Source organism: Octadecabacter sp. SW4 (genome assembly GCF_008065155.1).
Taxonomy (GTDB): domain Bacteria; phylum Pseudomonadota; class Alphaproteobacteria; order Rhodobacterales; family Rhodobacteraceae; genus SW4.
In genome coordinates this window covers 1121168-1141529 of record NZ_CP042819.1, presented here as the reverse complement: position 1 = coordinate 1141529, position 20362 = coordinate 1121168, and the positions used below count along the sequence as shown (strand labels likewise).

The window sequence follows — 20362 nt, the reverse complement described above, 5'->3', positions numbered from 1 at the left end:
TGATGTTCGACAAAATCCTGATCGCAAACCGTGGTGAAATCGCGCTGCGCGTCATCCGCGCCTGCCGCGAAATGGGCATCCAGTCGGTCGCGGTGCATTCCACCGCCGACAGCGACGCAATGCATGTGCGTATGGCCGATGAATCGGTCTGCATCGGCCCGCCTTCGTCCACGCAGTCCTATCTGTCGATCCCGGCGATTATTTCCGCCTGCGAGATCACCGGGGCGCAGGCGATCCATCCCGGTTACGGCTTTTTGTCGGAAAACGCGAATTTCGTGCAGATCGTGCAGGATCATGACCTGACATTCATCGGCCCAACCGCCGATCACATCCGCACGATGGGCGACAAGATCACGGCCAAGGACACGATGAAGGCGCTTGGCGTGCCCTGCGTGCCCGGATCGGATGGGGGCGTTGCCTCGCTCGAGGAGGCCGAGAAGATCGGCAAGGACATCGGTTATCCGGTGATCATCAAGGCGACAGCGGGCGGCGGCGGCAAGGGCATGAAAGTGGCGCAAACCGCCAAAGACATGAAATCCGCCTTTCAGACGGCCCGCGCCGAGGGCAAGTCGAATTTTGGCAATGATGAAGTCTACATTGAAAAATACCTCACCACGCCGCGCCACATCGAAATTCAGGTTTTCGGCGATGGCAAGGGCCGCGCCGTGCACCTGGGGGAGCGCGATTGTTCCCTGCAACGGCGCCACCAAAAGGTATTCGAGGAGGCCCCCGGCCCCTCGATCACAGCCGAGGAACGCGCGCGCATCGGCAAGGTTTGCGCCGATGCGGTCGCCAAGATCAACTATATCGGTGCGGGCACGATCGAATTTCTTTACGAAAACGGCGAGTTTTACTTCATCGAGATGAACACGCGCCTGCAGGTCGAACACCCCGTGACCGAAGCCATTTTCGGTGTCGATCTTGTGCGTGAACAGATCCGCGTCGCCGAAGGGCTGCCGATGTCGTTCGGGCAAGACGACCTGACCATCAACGGGCACGCCATCGAGGTGCGGATCAACGCTGAAAAATTGCCGAATTTTTCGCCATGTCCCGGGAAAATCACCCAGTTTCACGCGCCCGGCGGCCTGGGTGTGCGGATGGATAGCGCGCTATATGATGGCTATTCCATCCCGCCCTATTACGACAGCCTGATCGGCAAGTTGATCGTGCATGGCCGCGACCGCCCCGAGGCCCTGGCCCGTCTGGCGCGCGCCCTGGGCGAATTGATCGTCGATGGGGTGGACACCACCGTGCCGCTGTTTCACGCGCTGTTGCAGGAACCGGCGGTGCTGTCAGGCGACTACAACATTCACTGGCTTGAACACTGGCTTGACGAAAACCTGCAAGCCTAGCGACATGGCGTTCGGGATATGCTGACCCCTGCGCTGCTGCTTAATGCCTATGCCAACGGGATATTCCCGATGGCCGAACATCAGGACGAAACCGAGGTGTTCTGGGTCGATCCGCGCCAACGCGGGGTGTTCGTGCTGGACCGGTTCCATATCTCGCGCTCGCTGGCCCGCGCGGTCCGACGCGGTGATTATACGGTCAGCGTCGACACCGATTTCGCAGGTGTCGTGGCCGCCTGCGCCGACCGGCCAACCACATGGATCAACCGCGAATTACTGGGGCTTTATGATGAATTGCACGCGCTTGGCCATGCGCATTCCCTCGAGGTGCATGATCTTGACGGCGCGCTGATTGGCGGCGTGTTCGGACTGACAATCGGCGGGGCCTTCTTTGGCGAAAGCATGTTTTCGCGCCGCGCGAACGGGTCAAAAATCGCGCTGGCCTATCTGGTGGATCGGCTGGTGCAGGGCGGGTTCACGCTGTTTGATACGCAATTCACCACGCCGCATCTGATCAGCCTTGGGGCGCAGGACATTCCGCGCGCGCAATATCACCGCGAACTGGCGCAAGCGATCAAACGACATGCGGATTTCACGGGCCCAAAGGTGCCTGACCCTCAGGGGGTATTGCAGCGCAACGCCCAGACGTCGTAGCGCGGATGGTCCATCGCGTTTAGCGCCGGAGCCGAGGCGATCATCCAGCCGCGAAAGGCCGGATCAGGCAGATCGCGATAGAAAACCGTCAGCAAAACAAAGGCATCACCTGACGGGTTGCCCGACGGAAAGCGGCATTCTTCCATCGTGATCTCAAGCAGGCCATGGCGCTTGGTTTCGCCCGCCATAAAGGCCAGATCACTGACAACGCCCGTGGTTTTGTCAAGCACGCGGATTTCGCCGCCATCGGCGTTGGTCGCTTGCTGGGCCGCGGCAGGCAGCGCAAACAGCGCAAAAACCAGCGCAAGGAGGCGGATCATTCCTGATTCCCCGACACGAATTTCATCAACAGCGAGATCAGGCTGACGGCCCCTTGGGTGTCTTCGATCACCGCGCCCTCGGCAAAGTAGTCAAACGACCCACCGGGCACGATTTCAACGAAGGTGCCGCCCAGCAGCCCTTCCGAGGCCACAACGGCCGCCGAGTCATCAGGCACGAGCACGTCGTTTTGCAAGGTAAACACGGTTTCGGCGCGGTAGGTGTCGGTGTTGAGGGTCATTCCCGTCACCGTGCCGATTTTCACGCCCGCAAGGCGCACATCGGTGCCAAGGCTGACCCCTTCGGCCGAACGAAAATTCGCCCGCAGGTCATAGCCAGCGGTGCTGCGCGAAAAACCGGTGGCCTGCGCGGCGTAGGCCAGGAATCCCAAGGCCAGCGCCAGAACGGCACCACCCACGATCACTTCTGTTGCATTTTCGCGCATCTCGCTCGCCTACTCGGGCCGCCAGGCCTCGTAATCGGCCCGGTCTTTTGGGGCGGCGCGGCGCAGCGACCCCGCAGGCGCATAGGCCGCATCGGTGCCGGTCATATTTGCGATATGCGGCTTTTCCCATGCCTTGTGCGGCAAGGGTTTGTCGGTGGGCGGTTCGTCCCATGTCTTGTGCAGCCAGCCATGCCAATCGGGATTGATGCGGCTACCTTCGATTTCACCGTTGAAAATGACCCACCGGCGGGAATCGTCACGGGTTTTGTAATAGATATTGCCCGCCTCATCTTCGCCCACCTTGACGCCCTTGCGCCACGTCCAGAGCTGGGTGCCAAGCGTCTGCCCGTCCCACCACGTAAAGATGCGCTTGATAAAGTTGAGAACGCCCATGCTCATGCTCCGATAAGGTTGGCTCTGTAATGCCGGATTCTACACGGAAGGTCCAGCGGTGTCGCGGGGCTGTGGCCGGTATGCCGTTACTTCGATTTCGATCAGATCCTGCGGGGTGATCAGGTTGCATTCGATCATTGTGGCCGCTGGCGGATTGTCGCCAAAGGTGGCGCGCAAGATGGGCCAGCAGGGTTCAAATGTGTCGCGGTCGGGCAGCATATAGGTAACGCGGACCACATCGGCAAAGCTGGCGTCCGCCTGCCCCAAGGCTTTTGCGATGATCCGCAAGGCATCGCGGCATTGATCAACCACGGTGTCGCCCGTGCCGCAGGTGCCGGCCACATGCACCCAATCCCCGGCCACCACGGCGCGGCAATAGCCGATTTTGTCTTCGTATTCGCCGCCCGAATGAATGCGCCTCATCGCCATTAGCCAGCGGTCGCCGCTTCCTTGGTCTTGCCTTCGTCGTGGATCATCAGCGGCGCGGCATCGGGGCCGACGGCCTCTTCGTTGACGACCACTTCGGTGACGCTGTCCATGCCGGGCAGGTCGAACATGGTATCCAGCAGGATGTCTTCCATAATTGACCGCAATCCGCGCGCGCCGGTCTTGCGTTCAATCGCGCGTTTGGCAATGGCGACCAGCGCGTCATCGGTGAACGTCAGCTTGGTGTCTTCCAGTTCGAACAGGCGCTGGTATTGCTTCACAAGTGCGTTTTTCGGCTGGGTCAGGATGGTGACAAGCGCATCTTCGTCCAGATCGGTCAGGGTCGCGATCACCGGAAGGCGGCCGACAAATTCGGGGATCAGCCCGAATTTCAACAGGTCTTCGGGCTCGAGATCGGTGAACACCTCGCCCACGCCGCGATCATCGACATCGCGCACATCCGCGCCAAAACCCATCGCGCTGCCCTTGCCGCGTGCGGAAATGATCTTGTCAAGCCCCGCAAAGGCGCCGCCGCAGACGAACAGGATATTGGTCGTGTCCACTTGCAGGAATTCCTGCTGGGGGTGCTTGCGCCCACCCTGCGGTGGCACTGAGGCAACCGTGCCTTCCATGATTTTCAGCAAGGCCTGCTGCACACCCTCGCCCGAGACATCACGGGTGATTGAGGGGTTGTCAGACTTGCGGGTGATCTTGTCGACCTCGTCGATATAGACGATGCCGCGTTGCGCGCGTTCAACGTTGTATTCCGAGGCCTGCAACAGTTTCAGGATGATGTTTTCAACGTCTTCGCCCACATAGCCGGCTTCGGTCAGCGTGGTGGCGTCGGCCATCGTGAAGGGCACGTCCAGAATCCGCGCCAGCGTTTGCGCCAGCAGCGTCTTGCCGCAGCCGGTGGGGCCGATCAGCATGATGTTGGATTTCGCCAGTTCAATGTCGGATTTTCCGGCGTGGTTCAGGCGTTTGTAGTGGTTATGCACCGCCACGGCGAGAACACGTTTCGCATGGGCCTGCCCGATCACGTAATCATCCAGCACATTGCAGATCTCAAGCGGTGTCGGCACGCCATCGGTCGCCTTGAGGCTGGATGATTTGGTTTCTTCGCGGATGATATCCATGCAAAGCTCAACGCATTCGTCACAGATGAATACGGTCGGGCCCGCGATCAGTTTGCGGACCTCGTGCTGACTCTTGCCACAAAAGCTACAGTAAAGCGTGTTTTTGCTGTCCGTGCCTGACGTATTCGCCATTGTTTAACCCCTTGGCGCTTGGCCTTTAGTGTGTCCCGCTCGCTGGTAAAACGGGCCGCTTGCCTGTGACAGTAAAACAGCCCGCCTTGGTCCACAACGCCAAAAGCGGCGCGAAGGCCTAGCTCTCGCTATCGTCAATCTTTGTGCGGTTCTCGACGATCTCGTCGATATGGCCCCAATCCTTGGCTTCTTGCGGGGTCATCCAGCTGTCACGATCCAGCGCCTTTTGCACCGCCTTCATGGTTTGGCCCGTGTGCTTGATATATAGCTTATACATCTGTTCACGGGTGCGTTCGATGTGGTTGGCACGGATCAGAATATCCGAGGCCATGCCCTGCGCCCCGCCCGAGGGCTGGTGCACCATGATTTCAGAGTTGGGCAGCGAAAAGCGCATGCCTTTTTCACCACCCACGGCAATCACCGACCCCATCGAGGCGGCCATACCACAGATCAGCGTGCTGACCTTGGGGCGGATGTATTGCATCGTGTCATAGATGCTCATCCCCGAATGCACAGCGCCGCCGGGGCTGTTGATATACATGCTGATCTCTTTTTTCGGGTTCTCCGCCTCGAGGTGCAGCAGCTGCGCCACGACAAGCTGCGACATGCCGTCATGGATCGGGCCGTTCACGAAAACGATCCGTTCCTTCAGCAAGCGCGAAAAGATGTCATAGGCGCGTTCGCCACGGCTGGTCTGTTCGACGACCATTGGCACAAGGTTCATGTAGGTTTCGACGGGGTCTTGCATATGGGCTGCCTCAATTTGGGGTGTCTTGTCGTTACGCCAGAATGGTTACCAGAGTCTTAGTGGTCCCGGTCGGGGGCTTCAAGGGCGCGCAGGCCAATCACCCCGCGCCGCGACAAGACACGCGCGTTGGCCAAACATTGGGCAGTTCAATGTGGTGCGCACCACCCATCAGGGTGCGCAACCGGTATCAGGGACAGGGGGCGACGATATAAGTGCCGTCACCGCGCGCATAGGCGCATTCCTGCGTGGCGCTGTTTTGTGCCACGATGGTCCCGGCCGCAGCACCTGTCAGTGCCGCGATCAGGCGCCAGTTGTCGTTCGCGTCAAACGCATCAGCGGTGATCAGCCCAACCGCGGCGCCCCCAGCGACCCCGACCACCGTGCGCTGTTCTGGCGTCAGGTTCTCGCAGGCTTGCAGGGACAGAAAGCCCGCACTGGCGAGCGTCAGTGTGATTGCAGTTTTCATGTCGTTTCTCCTTTGCTTTGCGCTATTTTCTGGTTGCGCTATGGGGCAGCCAACCGTGCAAGCGTCAAGCGCAGCACACGCAACGCCCGTCATGCTAGCGCGCCGACATGCGCGGGCATTGACATTGGTCAATCGGAGTTCGGCGCAGGCAAGGCACCGCGCGCGCCTTGCATCGTTGGCGCGTTGATGCGGCGCCCCTACGGTTCGCGCAGCGCCTCGCGCGAGCGATAAAGCGGCTTGGTCAGGTATTGCAGCACGGTCTTTTCGCCGGTGCGCAATTCAACGTCCGCCTGCATGCCGGGGCGGATCTCGATGCGCTGCTGGCGGGCCGACAGTTGCGATAGATTCACCCGCAGGGTCACGCGATAATGGGGCGGCAGGTTGGGGTTGTTTTCATCCTCGAAGGTATCGGCGGAAATAAACTGCACCTCACCGGGAAGACTGCCATAGATCGTGTAATCATAAGCGCTTAGCTTTATCGTCGCCTCTTGGCCCGGGATTACGTTGGCGATGTCCGAGGGTTTTACGCGCGCCTCGATGAACAGTTCCTCGTCCAGCGGGATGATCTGGAAAATCTCCTCGCCGGGGCGGATCACGCCGCCGATCGTCGTCACGCCAAGGCTGTTCACGACCCCGCGCATGGGTGCGGTGATGACGGTGCGGGCAAGCTGGTCTTGGGCAATCCGCAAATCCTGTCGCAGTTTCGCCAGTTCCTGCAAGGTCTCGGAAAACGCCGAGGCCCGTTCCAGTTCCGCTGTCGTGACCATTTCGTTATAGCGGTTCAGGGCATCCGAATGCGCCTTGCGCGCGCCGGTCACTTCGATCACGGCAACAATTTCGCGCGCCAGTAGATCTTCGAGCACGTCCAGTTCGCGGCGCGTCTCGCGCATCACGGCCTGCGCCCCTTCGGTGCGGCTCACGTAATCGGACTGACGGGCATTCAGCAGCGCGCGTTCGCTGGCAAGGATACCGGGGCTGCGCGCGGCAAGGTCGTCTGGAACTTCGAAATCAAACATACCTGCCATTTCCGCCTCAAGGCGTATGCGGCGGATGTCGCGGGCGTTGATCTGGTCTTGCAGGTCATCCACGGCCGTCACGAAACGGGTCGCATGCAGCCGTGCCAACACATCGCCAGTGTCAACAATATCGCCTGCGCTGACCAGCATTTCCGCCAGAATCCCGCCTTCCAGGTTCTGGACGATCTGCGGGCGCGACGAAGATACGACCGATCCGGGTGCGCGCACGATTTCATCAATCCACGCGAATTTGGCCCAGATCAGGAACAGCATGACGGTCGCCCCGACCAACCAGATAATCAGGCTGGGGCCGCGCATCTTGCCAGCAAATTCTGCATCGACTGTGGCCATCAGCCCGCCTTTTTCCTGGTCTGAAGATGGGCAAGCACCTGTTCGCGCGGGCCATCCACACTCAGGCGGCCGTTTTGCAGGATCAGCGTGCGTTCGGTCAGTTGCAGGATCGGCACGCGGTGGGTTGCAATGATCGCGGTGCGCCCCAGCAGCCATGTTTCAAGGCGGCTGACCAGCGTCTTTTCCAGCGTCTGGTCCAGCGCGGCGGTCGGTTCATCCAGCAGGCAAACGGCGGGGTCTTGCAGCCAAAGCCGCGCCCAACCAATGGATTGGCGCTGCCCGATCGACAACCCCTCGCCGCCATCGGCAATTTCAAGGTCCAGCCCCTTGGGGTGGTTGCGCACGAACTGGCCCAGCCCCGCAAAATCAAGCGCGGCGAACATGCGTTCATCGTCGCGTTCCAGCAAGGTCAGGTTCAGGTTTTCGCGCAGGGTTCCGCTGAACAGGCGCACCTCTTGGGACAGATAGCCGATACCACGGCGCAGATCGCGCGGCATCACCTGCCCCATGTCCACGCCATCAATCAGCACACGCCCGCTGGTCGGCTGGTAGATGCCCGACAGGATCTTCAGCAAGGTCGATTTGCCCGATCCGTTGCTGCCCAGGATCGCCACATGCTGGCCCGGCTTGATGGCCACGGCGGGAATATCAAGGGTCTGGCCGTTGTCGTCGCCATAGGAAAAGCCGATCTCGCGCAGCTCGAATGCGCCGCGTAGTTTTTCGCGGCGCAGATAGGTGCGGTCCTGCGATTGATCCTGCGGCGCGTGGGCGATGGTATCCAAAGCCTCGAGTGCGGCCTGCACATTGGACCAGCGCGCCAAGGTGGCGGCCAGTTGCGTCAGCGGCCCCAAGGTCCGACTGGTAAGAATGCCCACGGCGATGATCGTGCCAACGGTAAATGCGCCCGTGAACACCATATAGGTGCCAGCGACGACAGCGGCGACATAGGTCGCCTGCTGCACGCCTTGCGACCAGAAGGTCAGGGTGCTGGCCAGCTTGCGCTGTTCAGATGTGGCCAGCGACGACAGCGCCGTCACCTCGCCCCAGATGCGCTTGAAACGGTCCTCGCCGCGCTGCGCCTTGATGGTGTCGGCCTCGTAGATGACCTCGTGCAGTAGCTTGTTGGATTTCGCACTGGCCCCTTGGGTTTGCTGGGTCAGTGCGATCATCTTCTTTTGCAGAAAAAAACTGGGCAAAACCATCAAGACACCGCCCACGAACAGCACCCAGACGACATTGCCGCCAATGCTTGCCACAAGGGCCAGAAACAGCACGATAAATGGCAGATCGGTCAGGGTGCCGATGGTGGAGGCGGTGAAAAACTCGCGCACCGAGCCAAATTCGCGCACCGCCGAGAACAGACCCGACGGCGTTTGCCCGGGCTGGCCACGCCGCATCCCCAGCAGCCGATCCATCAACAGATTCTGCACCTGCAGCTCGATCCGCCGCCCTGCGCCATCCATCAGGCGGGCACGGGCAATGCGCAAAAACGCCTCGAGCAGCATCGCAAGGCCAGCGCCGATCGCCAGCACCCAAAGGGTCGCGGTGGACTGGTGCGGGATCACGCGGTCATAGACCTGCAGCGAAAACAGGGCCACGGCCACGGCCAGCAGGTTGGCCACGAACGACCCGAGCGCGACTTCGGCGATATGGCGGCGGAACTGGGTAATCTCGCCCCAGAACCAATGGGCCTGCTTGCCCTTTTTGGCGTGACGTTTGGCAAGGTCGGCGAGAGCCACATCGGCACGAATCACAATGCCGCTAAAGAACGGCTGGAAATCGGTGATCGGGACTTCGGCGCGGTTGTCCTTGCAGGTGGTGTCAAAGATCACGAGGCCATCGTCAGACTGCGACAGCACCAGCAGCACCTGCCCCGATGTCATTTCCGCCAAAGCGGGCCATTGATCGGGCGTCGGGTGGCTGATCGTGGCGACGCTGGTCACAAGCCCTGCCCCGCTTAGTGCCTTGGCGATGGCTTGGGGGGTGATCTTGTCATCGGCACCGACGGCCATGTCTTCCAGAAGGTCGGCGCGGATCACATCGGTGCCCAGCAACCCGGCATAGGTTGCCGCAAGATCGGCGCGGGTCTTGGACTTTTCGCTAAAGCGGTCGTCGGCCCTGGGGGCGGCGGCCACCGATGCTGACGTCACACCATTGGCCACCTCTGTGGCAGTGTCCTTTGGGGTGTCATTGCTCACACGTTTGATACGCCCGCCCTTGGTGGCGTTGATATCAAAGGCAAGGACAGGTCCGCTCATATCTGTTCCCCGTCGACCAGCGCGCCGCGCAGGGCTGCGATCTTCAGCTGAATACGGGCAATATCGTATTGCACGATCACGGCCTCGCGTTCGGTTCTGATCTTGTTTTCAAAGACGCCGACCACATCGGTGACCGGACGTCGGCCCGCGCGCATTTGTTGTTCAAACAGGTCGAAATTCGCGGCCGCCTGGGCGGCAAGGGACTGTGCCTGCGCCTGTTGGCGTTGCAGCGATGCAAGCTGGCCTTCCAGCGCGCGCAGGGCGCGGTTGCTGTCTTCACGGGCCTGACCGACGCGCGCGGCGCTGGCTTGTTCTTCGGCTGCGATGGCGCGCAGGTTCGCACCCATGCCAAAGCCGATGCCGTTGGGCGCGCCCACATTCAGACCGGCGCCGCTGCCCTCAGATCCGGCGGTGCCCGACAAGGTGACGCCGGGCAGGAAACCGGCGCGGGCGGCGCGCGCGCCCGCCAGGGCACGGATGCTTTCGGCCTCGGCCTTCATGACCGCCAGCGGATCGGCGGCGGGTTGCGGCGCGGCAATGCCAGACAGTCCGGTGACACCCGCAAGGGGCTGCGCCGACATGGCCGAAAGTTCGGACATGGCCGATTGTGCCGCCTCTTGGTCCGAGGCCAGATCGGCGCGCATCTGGTTCAGTTTTTGCTGCACAATCTGCAAATCGGCGCGATCATTGATGCCACCACGCACACGTTCGCCCATCACATATTCAAAGCGTTCCATGCGGGCCATTGCGGCGCTGTTGACGCCCGCGCGCGCCGTGGCGGCCTGCGCCGTCAGGTAAAGATCAAGCGCGGCCAGCACGCGGTCATTGGTGTCTTCGGCCAGCGCCACAGCGGCCACTTCGACATCGGCGGCGGCGAAATCGCGCTCGGCCCGTTTGCCGCCATTGTCAAACAGCACCTGATCGACGACCAGCGATGTGACGACCGCCCCAAGCGATGTCAGCGACACCTGCGGCCCAAGGGTCGGCAGCCAATTGCGCGAACGGGCCTCGGCGCGCAGGGTCGCGGCGCGCAATTCAGCCTCGGCGGCGCGGGAATTGGCAGCCAGCACCGCATCGGCAACTGACCGGAACGCACCATCTTGCAAGACCGAGCGACGGTTGAGCAGGCTTTCGATGATCTGCGACTGGCTGCCGTCCTGCATTTGCGCGTCCAGCGCGGCGTTAGGTTGGCTTGTGTTCTGGGCCGCTTCGTCAGCGCCACCAAGAAACCCGAAAGCCCCGCGCGTGACACCGGTGCCGCCATTCAGACAGGCCGGCAGTGTCAGCAGGGCCAGCAAAGCCACCGTTGTCATCCCGCCCTTTCGCACCTGTCCCACGCTTTACCCCGATACTCTTTTATTCTTGTTCTTGGGTCGTTCGGGGGGCGGTCCAGCACGCCGCCCCCGATCGTTTTAGTCACTAGTAAGTAACGTTGATGCCCTGCTCGATATAAAGCATGCCGTCCTCGTCACCCATCGTGTAGATGTCATAGGTGGTGCCTTCGACGGTGGTCGACGTGAAGGTGTTGTTCGCACCGATCGCGTTAACCTGATCGTCGCTGCCGCCGCGGACATAAAGGTCGTTGGTGTTATCGGACATCGCCTCAAGCTGGGCCGCCGTGATATTGAGCACGCTGGCCTCGTCAAAGGATAGATCAATCATGCTGATGTCATAATTGCCCAGATCACCACCCAAACTCACCGCAGCACTGCCACCGCCCTGATTGTCCACCTCGGTGACAACCAGCGTCGCGCCCGCGTTGCCGTTGGCGTCAGTTTCGGTGACGATCATATTGGTCCCATCTGACAGGGCGGTGTCAAAGCTGAACAACAGCTCGCTGCCCAGATCAAAACCCTCGCCCGCGGCGTGTGTTTGGGTCGCGTTGCCGTTGGCATCGATGGTGGCAACTGAAATCGCATTGTCACCATCCGCGACAAAGACGTTTTCCACCCCATCCGGCGTGATCGTCAGCTTGTCGATCACGGGGGCTTCGGGTGCCAGGGTGTCGACTACAAAGGTGTCGGTGATCGTGCTGGTGTTGCCCACGTGATCGGTCGCAAGGATCGACACGGTGGTTTCATATTCACCGGCGGGGATTTCGCCAGCGGCAAAGTTCACGGTCCAGTTTCCGTCAGCGGCAACTGTCGCGGCGCGCGTCCTGCCTTCAAAGGTAACCATGACGGTCGATCCCGCCTCGACCATCCCGTTGAGGGTGATGCCATCGCTGGCCTCGGCGGCGCTGACAACATCGTTGCCCTCCACAGGGCCATCGACCGTCAGCGTGCTGACGATCGTGTCGATATCGACGGTGGTGCTGATCGTTTCGACGTTGCCCGCCGGATCGGTCGCCGTGGCCGTGACGGCCACATCGCTGTATTCCCCGTTGGCAATCATCGCATCGGTAAAGGTCGCGCTCCACTGGCCGTTGCTGCCTGCCGTGACGGTGCGCGACGCGCCGCCCATCGTGACAACCACGGACGACCCCGGTTCAACTGTGCCCGTCAGGACAACACTGCCCGCCGCATCGGCAGCGCTGATGATCCCGTCGGCGGAAATGTCGCCACCGGCAAAGGCCAGATTATCGACCTGCGTATCCACTTTGACCACATCGGTGACTAGCTTGGTATTGCCTGCCGCATCGGTGATTTGCGCTGTGATATCAGCGTTATACGTGCCATTGTTAATCTCGTCGCTATAGTAGGTCGTGGACCATTGGCCGGTGGGGCCAGCAAGGGCGAAATGTTCCACCCCGTCCAGCGTCACGGTGACCATCAGGCCCGCCGTGGCGGTGCCGGAAATGACCACGCCGTCGCTTTCTTCGACAAAGTTGATGACATCATCGCCCTCGATCGGTGTCGCACTGAGCGCCAGATCGCCGGCGACGGTATCCACACGCACGCTTTCGCTCAGGCTGGATGTGTTGCCCGCCGCGTCGATGGCCGTGACGATCATTGTGGTCGTATAATCACCCGCAGGCAGGGTGCCCGCAGGATAAGTGACCGTCCAGTTGCCCGTCCCGTCAACGCTGGCGTTCATGTTCACATTGCCAAGTTTGACAGTCACGGTCGAGCCGGGCTCAACCGCCCCCGAAACAGTGATCGCCTGCCCGACTTCGTCAAAGTTGACCACACCATCGGCACCACCGATCTGATCGCCGGTGACATCAAGGGTATTGACGAATGTATCCATCGTGACGCTGCCGGTCGTGGTCGCCGTGTTGCCCGCCAGATCGGTCGCGCTGACCGAAACGGCCACGTCGGCTTCGCCCGTTGGCACGTAGCTTGCAGCGAAATCTGCCGCCCAGGCGCCACCGGCGCCCGCGACAACCGTTTGCGTCCCGGTGCCAAAGTTGACAACCACGGTCGCGCCCGGCTCGGCGGTGCCGCTCAAGGTCACGCCATCGGCATGTTCGACCGCATTGATCACGCCGTCCGCCCCTGCGTCCGGTCCACCAAAGGTAACGCTTGTTTCGGTATCAACCTCGAACGACATGGTCGTCGTGGCCGCGTTGCCATTGGCATCCGTTGCGACGGCTGTGGCTGTGGCGGTGTATTCACCGGCCGCCAATGCGCCCGCGGGCATGTCCACGCTCCAATTGCCAGCCGCGTCGACCGCCGCCGGAAGTGTGACCGCGCCAAGCGTGACCATGACGTTCGATCCGGCCTGCGCCGTGCCGTTCAGGGTAACGCCATTGCTTGCCTCGGACGCGTTGACGGTATTGTCGCCTTCGACCGCATCGCCCGAAAAGGCAACGCTGGTTTCGGTATCAATTTCGATGGTTTGCGTGATGCTGGTGGTGTTGCCATAGGGGTCGGTCGAACTCGCGGTGACCGCCAGATCATATTCGCCGCCTGCAACCACACCCGCGCCAACAACCAGTGTCCACGAGGTGCCCGTGACAACCGCGTCGTAATCGACGCCGTCGATTGTGACGACAACGCTTGAACCCGCCTCGGTCGTGCCGGTGAGGGTGAACCCATCGACCGCCTCGGCCGCATTGATGATACCGTCGCCTTCGACAGTGGATGTGTCAAAGCCAAGACCGGCAATGGTGTCCACGATCAGAACATCCGTGGCCGTGCCGCTACCGTTTTCGTTGGTGATCACGACCGAAACGTCGGTTTCATATTCCCCGGGGAGGATTTCCTGTGGGGAAAAGATCACCTCCCAGGTGCCATCATCGGCAACCGTGGTGGTTTGTGTGACGCCAGCAATCGTGACTGCGACAGTCGCGCCGACATCGCCTTCGCCGCCGATTTCAACGCCGTCGGCGTGATCCGCTTCGTTGACGAAATCGCCAGCACCCTCGGTGCCGCTCGTCAGGGTGACTGTGGGCGCAGGGTTTGACCCGCCACCGCCGCCACCCAGAATGACGCCACCACCGACGACCGCACCACCAAGACCAAGCGCCGACCCAATCCCACCGATCCCGCCCAGAAGCGGGGTCGCCAGCATGCCGACTTCGTCATCGCCGACTTCGTATACGGCTGCATCATAGGCATCTGCCAATTGCACTTCGGGGCCGCGCACGAAATACAGATCGTCGTCGGGGCTCCATTTGCCATACTCTGCCGCATCAACATACTGCGCCTGGTAAATACCGGTGCCATCAGACACCAGATCAACCTCGGCCAAGCGGCTACTGGAAGACACGAACAACCGGTTTTCAATCATGCCTTCGGGGGAAAAGAACCCCTCGATGGTGATGACCGAGCCGTCGATCAGGACCACATTCAATGCCTGCCCTTCACGGCTGTAGGACAGGATTTGACCCCGACTCAGGTTCAAGGAAACATCTTGCCCCGCCCCTACAACCACCGTCGAAGACGTGCCGCCTTCGCCGACAGAACCGCGTTCGATATTGCCCGCTGAATCACGGACAACGAAATCAATCGTTGACATATTACTCGCTCCGCCTCATCCGCGTGACTTTCCGCCACGCTTTTTTCATTACCAAGACGTTAACCGAGGTGATTCGCGTTTTCTAGGGGGAAAATCGCACCCAAACACAACAAATATGCGCCAAGGCCATATTTTGACTGTATTTTAGCCGGTCGGCGGGTCATCGGGTGGCGTTTTTTTTGCGCGCATGCGTTCCAGCGTCACGTTCATCACCGCCCCCAGCAAGATCAGATAGGCGCTGATATAAAGCCACATCAAAAGCGCGATCACCGCCCCGATTGACCCGTAGACTTCGTTATAGCTGCCGAAATTCGTGACATAGAGAGAGAACCCGGCCGAGGCCCCGAGCCATGCCAGCACCACCAGCAAGGCACCCGGTGTCAGCCACGACATGCGCGATCCTCGCCGGTTCGGTCCGTATCGGTAAAGCAGACCAAGTGCCGCCAAAAGTGACACAAGCGCAACAGTCCAGCGGATCACCTCAAGCAATTGTTCGGTTTCGGCCTGCAATGGCAGCAGCGCAATCGCGATGGGCGCGATCACCACCATGAACAGGGCGACGATGGCCATGCCGATCAGCGACACCGTCAGCAAGAGCGCCACAAGTGCGTGGCGCACCCCGCCCCGATTGGGGGTGCCAAAAATGGCGTTCAACCCCAGCACAAGCGCCGCCACACCGGCCCGCGCCGACCAGAGCGCGATCCCCAGTGATACCAAAGTGGCCCAGCCCAGCGTGCCGCTTTGGGTGTTCAGCAGGCCGGTCAACTGCGCCTCGAACAGTGAATAGGCCCCCGCGGGCATGAATTCGGCCAACAGTTCAAGCTGCGCATAAACCACCGTCGGGTCCGCCATCAGCCCGAAAATCGCGATCAACGCGGCCATCGCCGGAAACACCGCAAACAACCCGTAAAACGCGATCCCGGCAGAAATCAGCCCGACATTCTGTTCGCCCGCTGTATCCATCAGCGCGCGACCAAAGCGCCATACGCGGGGGAGCATACTAGTTTGCAAAGACCAGCAATTCCGGCAGACCGGTCAGGGGCGCCTCAAGCAGGCGCATGGCCGCGAGGCTGATCTGGCTGCCCGCGCCAACGACCCCGCCCGAGGGGCGCAGCTCGATGTTGATGGATTTTCCGTTGTCGGGATATTGAACGCGCCCTTGGATCACTTCGCCGACCAAGGGTGTTTTCAGCCAGATTCCGGGGTCGGTGGGTGATCCGAGCGATGCAATCGTGCTCCCTAACGCGCGTTCGCCCACATCTTGGGATGCGGACAGGGCCTCGGCGCGGTCCTCGGCGGTGGTGGTATCAAACTGGTCGACCGTGCGCGCCGTGGGTGGAGGGGGTGGTGTCGGATCAACGGCGGCAGGCTCAAGATCGGCGATTTCGGCGGCTGCATCGGCTACGGCGGCATCGACAGCCGCGTCGCCTGGCATCGCAAAAATCCCTTGCAACGAGGGGGAGGAACAGGCGCTTAACAGCAGCGCCAAAACGGGCACAAGTTTTTTCATGGCGCCAAGGTAGGGTGTCGCAATCGGGCTGACAATGGCTTGATGTGCCCTTGCGCGCACCCTTGCCCGGACTTAGGTTCTGCTCATGGACATGCCCCTGATTGACCCATTCGCCCGCGCGATCCGCTATTTGCGGGTCTCGGTGACGGACCGCTGTGATTTTCGCTGCGTCTATTGCATGTCCGAAAACATGACCTTCCTGCCGAAAAAAGACCTGCTGACCCTCGAAGAACTTGACCGGATGTGCAGCACCTTTATCGGCCTTGGCGTGGAAAAACTGCGCATCACCGGGGGCGAACCGCTTGTGCGGCGCGGGATCATGACGTTTTTCGACGCGATGTCGCGCCATCTGGACAGCGGCGCCCTCAAGGAACTGACGCTGACGACCAATGGCAGCCAGTTGGCGCGGTTTGCCGATGATCTGTTTGCCGCAGGGGTGCGCCGCGTGAATGTGTCGCTTGATACGCTGGATGAAGCGAAATTCGCCGAAATCACCCGCTGGGGCCGCCTGCGGCAGGTGCTGGAGGGCATTGATGCGGCGCAAAGGGCCGGTCTGCGGGTCAAGATCAATACCGTCGCGCTGAAAGGCTTTAACGAAGACGAGCTGTTTACCCTGCTAGACTGGTGCGCGACCCGCGATATGGACCTGACATTCATCGAGGTGATGCCGATGGGCGATATCGGCAACGAAGACCGGATCACGCAATACTGGTCACTTGATGACCTGCGCGCGCGTCTGGCGCAGCGGTTCGCGCTGACCGATCTGGCGCTGAATACCGGGGGGCCGGCGCGTTATATTTCGGTTGGGGAAACCGGCCAGAAAATTGGCCTGATCACCCCGATGACCCATAATTTCTGCGAAAGCTGTAACCGCGTGCGGATCACCTGCACCGGCGAGATTTATACCTGCCTTGGTCAGGACGGGCACAGCGATCTGCGCGCACCCCTGCGCGCATCGGACGACAACGCGCATCTTGAAAACGCGATCCGCGCCGCGATTGCCCTGAAACCCAAGGGCCACGACTTTGACTATTCACGCCAAAGCGTAGACGGGCAGGTCGCACGACACATGAGCCATACAGGCGGCTAGCCGCTAGCCCGGTTTTGTCGCCACGAGATCAATCAGGGCGGATTTACCGCTGTGGCCGCGCCCTTCCTGGACGTCGCGTTCATAGCTGGCGAGCCTGTCAATCCGCCAACCGGCAAAGGCATCGCGCAGCAGGGCGTCGGTATACATATTTGCTGCATGCGGCGGGCCGCCCGTGCCCAGCGCGACTTGTTCGGGGCGATAGCCGTGCAGAGCGATGCGCCCGCCTGCGCGCGTGGCCGCGCGCATATCTGCAAATTGCTGCACGCGCACGGCCGGATCGGCAAACTGGATAAAGATACCCACCACAAGATCAAATTGGCGCGACCAGTCCCATGCGGCCCAGTCCGAAACCGATGTCGCCAGCGTCACACCATGCTGCGTGGCCAAATCACGCGCCCGCGCCACAGCCGTCTGCGACAAGTCAAAGGATGTGACGGCGAGCCCAAGGCGGGCCAGGTGAACCGCATTGCGCCCCTCGCCGTCCGCGACACAGAGGGCAGTGCCACAATCAGACGCAACCCACGGATTTTCCACCAGAAATCCGGCAGGTTCGGTGCCAAACAAATAGTCGTCCTGCTGGCGATAACGATCTTCCCACATCACAAAGGCATCCGTTGTTCGGCGATGCCGACCCACCAGCTACAGCCTGCGGGGATCGCATCATCGTTGAAGTTGTATTCGGGGTGGTGGATTGGGGCGCTGTCACCGTTGCCAACCAGAATATAGGCACCGGGGCGTTCCTGCGCCATGAATGCAAAATCCTCGCCACCCATGACCAGAGGGGCATCATCGCACTGGCCCGACACGCTGCGCGCCACCTCGGCGGCAAACGCGGTCTGTTCTTCGGCGTTGACCATGACCGGATAGCCACGGCGGTAATCAACACGTGCGCGCGCGCCGAAAGCTTGCGCCGTGAGGGTCGCTATTTCCTGGACGCGGCGTTCGGCCATGTCCTGTATGTCGCTATCGAGCGTGCGCACCGTGCCGCGCAGATGCACCCGCTGGGGGATGACGTTGTGGGCTTTGGTGTCGGTCTCGAACGAAGTCACCGATACGACCAGTTGTTTCACCGGATCGGCGTTGCGGCTGGCGATGGTTTGCAGCGCGACAACGGTCTGCGCGGCGACGACCGTTGTATCAATCGCCTCATGAGGCTTGGCTGCATGGCCGCCCTTGCCCTCGATCGCGATGTCAAACTGATCGGCGGCGGCAAAGAACGGCCCCGGCCGGATTGCAAACTGCCCAAGCGGCACGCCGGGCCAGTTGTGCATGCCGTAGACCTCCGCGATGCCGAAACGCGCCATCATGCCATCATCGCACATCTCCTTGCCACCGCCGCCGCCCTCTTCGGCAGGTTGAAATATCACAATAACTGTGCCATCGAACTGCCTGGTTTCACACAAATATTTCGCAGCCCCCAGCAACATTGAGGTATGCCCGTCATGGCCGCAGGCATGCATCGCCCCGTCAACCTTGCTGGCATAATCCAGCCCCGTGGCCTCGTGGATGGGAAGCGCATCCATGTCGGCGCGCAAGCCTATGACCTTGCTCGATTTATTGCTTTTCCCCTTGATCACGCCACAGACACCCGTGCGGCCGATCCCGGTGACGATCTCGTCACAGCCAAAGGCGCGCAGTTTTTCGGCGACAATGGCGCTTGTGCGGTGGGTGTCGAACAGGATTTCGGGGTGCTCGTGCAGGTCGCGGCGCCACGCGGCGATGTCGGGCAGCAGTTCGGCAAAGCGGTTCTTGACGGGCATCTGGGGCCTCCGGTTAATTGGCATGATCCTGTCCCATTGCCGCCCCCGCCACAAGTGTCAGAGGTTGGGTCCGGTTTCCAGTTTCGATCCGTCCGAAAACCGCGACAGGCGAAAACGGCGCATGTCATGCCCCAGATCATCGCCCGCGACCATATCGGCCAGCACGCGGCCAAACCCGGGGCCAATACCAAAACCGTGGCCGCACATGCCCGTGGCAATGATCAGCCCGGGAATGGCATCGGCGCGATCCACGACAGGCACCATATCGGGCATTGAATCGATCATCCCCGCCCATGCCGATTTAATTGTGACCGCACCCGCATCGGGGAATGTCTGCGCGAACAGGCGCGCCAATTGGGCGACCTTGCGCGCGTTCGGGGCGGGATTCAGCACGCGCATTCTCTCAAATGGGGTCGCATCCGTGTCGGCCCATGTGCGCGCCGTGCCCCAGGCATCAGGGTATCCGCGCGGCGCGGCGGGGCGATAGGCGGTGCCCATTGGATCGGCCCAGATTTGCGGCAGGTAGCGGCGCAGGGCGCGAAAGGCATCCGGGCCGACGAACATCTCGTGAAAACCCTCGGGGGCAAGAGAATAGCCGCCGTCTTCGCGGCGGCGAAAGGCAAAGCGGTGATCGACCGCGCCGCCGTCATAGACCTGTGCCAGGGGTTCCGTCGCGGCCACGGTCGCGCGCACGGAAAGCTGCGGAATGTTGATCCCGTGGCGACGCAAAAACAGCGAGGACCACGCTCCACCCGCCAGCACGACCCTGTCGCAAGAAATCGTGCCCCGCTCGGTGACGACACCGCCGACCCGGCCCGCCGCCCTGTCCAGCCCGCGCGCGGCGCAGTTTTCCACGATCTGCACCCCGGCGCGGGCCGCCGCACGCGCCAAGGCCGGCACTGCGACCCAAGGTTCGGCGCGCATATCGCTGGCGGTCCACATCGCGCCCGCCCAGCTGTGCGCGGCGTCAGGAATTTTCGCGGCGACCTGCGCGCTGGTCAACAAAACGGTGTCCAGATCTTGGGCGCGGGCATGAGGCATCCATGCCGCGAACCGGTCCATTTCAGCGGCGTCTTTCGCCAGATAGAGCGTGCCGGTCTGGCGCAACCCGATTTCGGCCTGCACCTGCGGGTCAAGCGCGCGCCAGTGCTGATTGGCCTCGATCATCACCGGCAGTTCCGCCGGATCGCGCCCCTGTTGACGGATCCAGCCCCAGTTGCGGCTGGATTGTTCGCCCGCCACGCGGCCCTTCTCCAGCACAACAGCGCGCAGCCCTTTTTGTGCCGCAAACCACGCGGTCATGACCCCAATCACACCGCCACCGATCACCACAAGGTCAGCTGTGGCAGGCAGTTTCGCTGCGTGTTCAACGGGGCTGCTTTCAGAGATCGGAAAGGGTATGCACATA

General features: G+C 61.4%; 19 protein-coding genes. 3 read left to right on the top strand and 16 right to left on the bottom strand.

Annotated elements, in window-relative coordinates:
- Positions 1–2: 2 nt before the first annotated feature.
- Both accC and aat read left to right on the top strand, forming a co-directional pair.
- Positions 3–1352, top strand: coding sequence for an acetyl-CoA carboxylase biotin carboxylase subunit (gene accC, locus FTO60_RS05700; RefSeq protein ID WP_148055058.1), 1350 nt, complete (start codon positions 3–5; stop codon positions 1350–1352).
- A gap of 18 nt (positions 1353–1370) precedes the next feature.
- Positions 1371–2003 (top strand): leucyl/phenylalanyl-tRNA--protein transferase, encoded by a 633-nt coding sequence (aat, locus tag FTO60_RS05695; RefSeq protein ID WP_148055057.1) that lies wholly within the window; start codon positions 1371–1373, stop codon positions 2001–2003.
- On the opposite strand, the gene FTO60_RS05690 is transcribed toward aat, so the two are convergent.
- The 13 genes from FTO60_RS05690 to FTO60_RS05630 all read right to left on the bottom strand — a co-directional run bounded on the left by FTO60_RS05690 (position 1967) and on the right by FTO60_RS05630 (position 16104).
- Positions 1967–2323 carry a DUF2155 domain-containing protein gene (locus tag FTO60_RS05690; RefSeq protein WP_148055056.1) on the bottom strand — a complete coding sequence of 119 codons (357 nt, stop codon included), beginning with the start codon at positions 2321–2323 and terminating at the stop codon, positions 1967–1969. The genes aat and FTO60_RS05690 overlap by 37 nt on opposite strands.
- Positions 2320–2766 carry an outer membrane lipid asymmetry maintenance protein MlaD gene (gene mlaD, locus FTO60_RS05685; RefSeq protein ID WP_148055055.1) on the bottom strand — a complete coding sequence of 149 codons (447 nt, stop codon included), beginning with the start codon at positions 2764–2766 and terminating at the stop codon, positions 2320–2322. Before mlaD ends, FTO60_RS05690 begins: the two co-directional genes overlap by 4 nt.
- Before the next feature lie 9 nt (positions 2767–2775).
- The gene (locus FTO60_RS05680; protein ID WP_148055054.1) at positions 2776–3159 is read right to left on the bottom strand and encodes an NADH:ubiquinone oxidoreductase subunit NDUFA12; all 384 of its coding nucleotides are present in this window, start codon (positions 3157–3159) and stop codon (positions 2776–2778) included.
- A gap of 39 nt (positions 3160–3198) precedes the next feature.
- The gene (locus tag FTO60_RS05675; RefSeq protein ID WP_148055053.1) at positions 3199–3588 is read right to left on the bottom strand and encodes a RidA family protein; all 390 of its coding nucleotides are present in this window, start codon (positions 3586–3588) and stop codon (positions 3199–3201) included.
- Positions 3588–4853 carry an ATP-dependent Clp protease ATP-binding subunit ClpX gene (gene clpX / locus FTO60_RS05670; protein ID WP_148055052.1) on the bottom strand — a complete coding sequence of 422 codons (1266 nt, stop codon included), beginning with the start codon at positions 4851–4853 and terminating at the stop codon, positions 3588–3590. The genes FTO60_RS05675 and clpX overlap by 1 nt, the downstream gene beginning before the upstream one ends.
- A gap of 118 nt (positions 4854–4971) precedes the next feature.
- Positions 4972–5601, bottom strand: coding sequence for an ATP-dependent Clp protease proteolytic subunit (locus tag FTO60_RS05665; RefSeq protein ID WP_148055051.1), 630 nt, complete (start codon positions 5599–5601; stop codon positions 4972–4974).
- A 187-nt stretch (positions 5602–5788) separates the two neighbouring features.
- Positions 5789–6067 (bottom strand): glycine zipper 2TM domain-containing protein, encoded by a 279-nt coding sequence (locus FTO60_RS05660; protein WP_148055050.1) that lies wholly within the window; start codon positions 6065–6067, stop codon positions 5789–5791.
- 197 nt (positions 6068–6264) lie between these two features.
- Positions 6265–7434, bottom strand: coding sequence for an HlyD family efflux transporter periplasmic adaptor subunit (locus tag FTO60_RS05655; RefSeq protein WP_148055049.1), 1170 nt, complete (start codon positions 7432–7434; stop codon positions 6265–6267).
- Positions 7434–9692 carry an ATP-binding cassette domain-containing protein gene (locus FTO60_RS05650; RefSeq protein ID WP_148055048.1) on the bottom strand — a complete coding sequence of 753 codons (2259 nt, stop codon included), beginning with the start codon at positions 9690–9692 and terminating at the stop codon, positions 7434–7436. The genes FTO60_RS05655 and FTO60_RS05650 overlap by 1 nt, the downstream gene beginning before the upstream one ends.
- Positions 9689–11005: a TolC family protein gene (locus FTO60_RS05645; protein WP_148055047.1), complete on the bottom strand. Its 1317-nt coding sequence runs from the start codon at positions 11003–11005 to the stop codon at positions 9689–9691. Before FTO60_RS05645 ends, FTO60_RS05650 begins: the two co-directional genes overlap by 4 nt.
- 106 nt (positions 11006–11111) lie before the next feature.
- Positions 11112–14594: an Ig-like domain-containing protein gene (locus tag FTO60_RS05640; protein ID WP_148055046.1), complete on the bottom strand. Its 3483-nt coding sequence runs from the start codon at positions 14592–14594 to the stop codon at positions 11112–11114.
- 144 nt (positions 14595–14738) lie between these two features.
- On the bottom strand, positions 14739–15593 hold the full coding sequence (locus FTO60_RS05635) for a YihY/virulence factor BrkB family protein (protein WP_148055045.1): 855 nt from the start codon (positions 15591–15593) through the stop codon (positions 14739–14741).
- A gap of 1 nt (position 15594) precedes the next feature.
- Positions 15595–16104, bottom strand: coding sequence for a D-galactarate dehydratase (locus FTO60_RS05630; RefSeq protein WP_172623811.1), 510 nt, complete (start codon positions 16102–16104; stop codon positions 15595–15597).
- Positions 16105–16189: 85 nt separating this feature from the next.
- On the opposite strand from FTO60_RS05630, the gene moaA reads away from it, so the two are divergent.
- Positions 16190–17194 (top strand): GTP 3',8-cyclase MoaA, encoded by a 1005-nt coding sequence (moaA, locus tag FTO60_RS05625; RefSeq protein ID WP_148055044.1) that lies wholly within the window; start codon positions 16190–16192, stop codon positions 17192–17194.
- 3 nt (positions 17195–17197) lie between these two features.
- Here moaA and FTO60_RS05620 read toward each other — a convergent pair whose 3' ends face one another.
- Genes FTO60_RS05620 through FTO60_RS05610 form a run of 3 tightly spaced genes read right to left on the bottom strand, consistent with a single transcriptional unit; the run spans position 17198 to position 20361 of the window.
- On the bottom strand, positions 17198–17794 hold the full coding sequence (locus tag FTO60_RS05620; RefSeq protein WP_148055043.1) for a cyclopropane-fatty-acyl-phospholipid synthase family protein: 597 nt from the start codon (positions 17792–17794) through the stop codon (positions 17198–17200).
- Positions 17794–18954 carry a M20 aminoacylase family protein gene (locus tag FTO60_RS05615; protein WP_148055042.1) on the bottom strand — a complete coding sequence of 387 codons (1161 nt, stop codon included), beginning with the start codon at positions 18952–18954 and terminating at the stop codon, positions 17794–17796. The genes FTO60_RS05620 and FTO60_RS05615 overlap by 1 nt, the downstream gene beginning before the upstream one ends.
- A 57-nt stretch (positions 18955–19011) precedes the next feature.
- Complete coding sequence (locus FTO60_RS05610) at positions 19012–20361, bottom strand: FAD-binding oxidoreductase (protein WP_148055041.1); 1350 nt, start codon at positions 20359–20361, stop codon at positions 19012–19014.
- Between the last annotated feature and the right edge of the window lies 1 nt (position 20362).

Bases quoted from the DNA above. Each gene is read 5' to 3' on its own strand.
- FTO60_RS05655 (WP_148055049.1), bottom strand. From the start codon at position 7,434: ATGGCCACAGTCGATGCAGAATTTGCTGGCAAGATGCGCGGCCCCAGC.
- FTO60_RS05630 (WP_172623811.1), bottom strand. From the start codon at position 16,104: ATGAAAAAACTTGTGCCCGTTTTGGCGCTGCTGTTAAGCGCCTGTTCC.
- FTO60_RS05620 (WP_148055043.1), bottom strand. From the start codon at position 17,794: ATGTGGGAAGATCGTTATCGCCAGCAGGACGACTATTTGTTTGGCACC.
- moaA (WP_148055044.1), top strand. From the start codon at position 16,190: ATGGACATGCCCCTGATTGACCCATTCGCCCGCGCGATCCGCTATTTG.
- FTO60_RS05645 (WP_148055047.1), bottom strand. From the start codon at position 11,005: ATGACAACGGTGGCTTTGCTGGCCCTGCTGACACTGCCGGCCTGTCTG.
- FTO60_RS05660 (WP_148055050.1), bottom strand. From the start codon at position 6,067: ATGAAAACTGCAATCACACTGACGCTCGCCAGTGCGGGCTTTCTGTCC.
- clpX (WP_148055052.1), bottom strand. From the start codon at position 4,853: ATGGCGAATACGTCAGGCACGGACAGCAAAAACACGCTTTACTGTAGC.
- FTO60_RS05665 (WP_148055051.1), bottom strand. From the start codon at position 5,601: ATGCAAGACCCCGTCGAAACCTACATGAACCTTGTGCCAATGGTCGTC.
- FTO60_RS05610 (WP_148055041.1), bottom strand. From the start codon at position 20,361: ATGTGCATACCCTTTCCGATCTCTGAAAGCAGCCCCGTTGAACACGCA.
- mlaD (WP_148055055.1), bottom strand. From the start codon at position 2,766: ATGCGCGAAAATGCAACAGAAGTGATCGTGGGTGGTGCCGTTCTGGCG.
- accC (WP_148055058.1), top strand. From the start codon at position 3: ATGTTCGACAAAATCCTGATCGCAAACCGTGGTGAAATCGCGCTGCGC.
- FTO60_RS05675 (WP_148055053.1), bottom strand. From the start codon at position 3,588: ATGGCGATGAGGCGCATTCATTCGGGCGGCGAATACGAAGACAAAATC.
- FTO60_RS05680 (WP_148055054.1), bottom strand. From the start codon at position 3,159: ATGGGCGTTCTCAACTTTATCAAGCGCATCTTTACGTGGTGGGACGGG.
- FTO60_RS05640 (WP_148055046.1), bottom strand. From the start codon at position 14,594: ATGTCAACGATTGATTTCGTTGTCCGTGATTCAGCGGGCAATATCGAA.
- FTO60_RS05650 (WP_148055048.1), bottom strand. From the start codon at position 9,692: ATGAGCGGACCTGTCCTTGCCTTTGATATCAACGCCACCAAGGGCGGG.
- aat (WP_148055057.1), top strand. From the start codon at position 1,371: ATGCTGACCCCTGCGCTGCTGCTTAATGCCTATGCCAACGGGATATTC.
- FTO60_RS05690 (WP_148055056.1), bottom strand. From the start codon at position 2,323: ATGATCCGCCTCCTTGCGCTGGTTTTTGCGCTGTTTGCGCTGCCTGCC.
- FTO60_RS05635 (WP_148055045.1), bottom strand. From the start codon at position 15,593: ATGCTCCCCCGCGTATGGCGCTTTGGTCGCGCGCTGATGGATACAGCG.
- FTO60_RS05615 (WP_148055042.1), bottom strand. From the start codon at position 18,954: ATGCCCGTCAAGAACCGCTTTGCCGAACTGCTGCCCGACATCGCCGCG.